Here is a 2,345-nt window from a genome sequence, read left to right as displayed (position 1 = left end):
TGTCGGCGAGCTTGCGCCCGACACCCTCGAACTGCTGCGCGCCTACGATTTTCCCGGCAACGTGCGCGAACTGGAAAACATCGTCGAGCGCGGCGTCGCGCTCTCCAGCGGCCACCGCATCGAGCCCGCCCAGCTGCCGGAAGACCTGCGCGAACTGTCGATTCGCACCTTCCGCAAAAAAGAGGGGCGCATCCCCAGCCTGGAAGAGCAGGAGCAGGACTACATCAACTGGGTGCTGCAGGAAGCCGGCGGCAACCAGACCCTGGCCGCGCAAATCCTCGGCATCGACCGCGTGTCCCTGTGGCGCAAGCTGAAGCGCTACGAGGTGGAAAAGGGCTGAGCCCCCTGTAGTTCCCGGGCGGCGCGGCGTTCAGAACTCGTTGCGGATGCGCTTGTAGCCTTTCACCAGTTCGTGGTTGGCGTGCGCCACGCTTTCCGAGAAATCGCTGACATCCGCCGTCACCCGCTCGATTCCGGCCAGATCCGCATTGGCGCGGATGTTGGCGGTCGAGGGGATATAGAAGCTGTGCGGCACCTCGCAGCCTTCGACCACCGAGTTGTGGCGGATCACCGAATGGCTGCCGACCACGCAGTTGAACAGCACCGAGTTGAAGCCGACGAACACATGGTCGCCGACCGTGCAGGGCCCGTGCACGATGGAACGGTGCGCGATCGAGGTGCCACGCCCGATGTTGACCCCGCCCCCCGCCTTGCAGTGAATCACCACTCCGTCCTGAATGTTCGAATCGGCGCCGATGACGATGGGTTCCATGCCGCCGTCGTCATCGACCTCGTCAGCGCGTATCACCGCATACGGCCCGATGAACACATTGGCTTCCACGATGATCTTGCCGCAGAGGATGGCAGTGGGGTCGACGAAGGCGGTCTCGTGTACCTGGGGGATGTCCCCGTTGGGATTGCGACGAATCATATGTGGCCTCGGTCGATGTGTGGGCCGGAAACCGGCTTGCCCTGAATCCGCCGCGGGCGGGCCGGCGGCTTCCGGTACGTCGTGTCAAAATGTTAGAATATTACATTTTTCAACACCAATGTTGCGGTAAGCAACTTGTCAGCGTTCGGGGCGGCACTCATGTACGACAACAAATGGCTTGTGCGGTTTTTTCCCTTTCTGGCCTGGTTCCCCGTCAGCTCGGTCGTCCTGCGCGGCGACATGATGGCCGGCATCACCGGCGCGTTGGTGCTGGTCCCGAAGGCGATGGCGTATGCGCAGTTGTCGGGGCTGCCGGTGTATTTCGGCCTGTATACGGCGTTCATCCCGGCGATCCTGGGGGCGTTGTGGGGATCTTCGCGGCAGCTGGCAACCGGCCCGGTGGCGATCGTGTCGCTGATGACGGCCGCGGCACTGGCGCCGCTGGCGATCCCGTTTTCCGAGGACTACATCGGTCTTGCGCTGCTGCTGACGCTGATGGTCGGCGTCATCCAGTTCAGCCTGGGCGTGCTCAAGCTGGGCACCATCGTCAACTTCGTGTCGCATCCGGTGATTCTGGGCTTCATGAATGCGGCGGCCATCATCATTGCGCTGTCCCAGCTCGATATGCTGCTGGGCATCCCCAAGGGCCGCAGCGATTCCTTCCTGGCGGATATCTGGGAAATGTTCGCCTATCTGCCGCAGACCCATCTGCCCACGCTGGCGATGTCGGTGTTTGCACTGGCCCTGATGCTGGGGATGAAGAAGATTCCGCTGCTGGCCAAGCCCAGCGTGCTGGTTGCGGTGGTGATCACCACCCTGGTCAGCTTTGCGGTCGGCTTTGCGCACAAGACCAGTGGCGCGCCCGACACGATTGCCGACCCCGCCGCGCGCGAACTGGTGGCGAGCTATGCCCAGGCGCAGGCGCGCATCGACGAGATCAAGGGCGATGTCACGGCAAAAACAGCCGCATTGCGTGGGCTGGAAAAGGTGAACGACGCCCGTGCTGCGGCCGGTCTCAACTACCAGATCGACCTGCTGAATCTGGAGGCTGCTGGTTTCGAACAGCAGAACAAGGAGCGCATGCAATACATCCGCAAGCTGGGTTTCGAGCGCGCCGATGCGCCCGAAGGCCAGTCCGCAACGCTGTATCTGGAAGGCGCCGTCCCCGACGGCGTGAAGACCGACGGCCAGCACTGGCACATCAAGAAAATCGAAAACGGCAAGATGAGCCTGACCGGCGGCGGCGACGTGGTCGGCAACATCCCGGCCGGCCTGCCGTCCTTCCGCGTGCCGGCGTTGTCGCTCGACGCCTTCATGCAGCTGTTTTCCGCCGCGCTGATCATTGCGCTGGTCGCCTTCATGGAAAGCATCTCGATGGCCAAGGCGCTGGCGGCAAAGACCAAGCAGCGCCTCG

General features: G+C 63.0%; 3 protein-coding genes. 2 read left to right on the top strand and 1 reads right to left on the bottom strand.

Annotated elements, in window-relative coordinates; translation table 11 throughout:
• Nucleotides 1–340, top strand: a 340-nt coding sequence (locus Q0L94_RS17645; protein WP_296755956.1) for a helix-turn-helix domain-containing protein, incomplete at its 5' end; no start/stop codon positions are given.
• 30 nt (nucleotides 341–370) lie between these two features.
• Here Q0L94_RS17645 and Q0L94_RS17640 read toward each other — a convergent pair.
• Nucleotides 371–931 carry a carbonate dehydratase gene (locus Q0L94_RS17640; protein ID WP_296755953.1) on the bottom strand — a complete coding sequence of 187 codons (561 nt, stop codon included), beginning with the start codon at nucleotides 929–931 and terminating at the stop codon, nucleotides 371–373.
• Nucleotides 932–1,090: 159 nt separating this feature from the next.
• Here Q0L94_RS17640 and Q0L94_RS17635 point away from each other — a divergent pair.
• Nucleotides 1,091–2,345 (top strand): SulP family inorganic anion transporter (locus Q0L94_RS17635; protein ID WP_296755950.1); only part of this gene is annotated, 1,255 nt, incomplete at its 3' end.

This window comes from Thiobacillus sp. (genome assembly GCF_024708915.1).
This window is presented reverse-complemented; position numbering and strand designations above follow the sequence as displayed.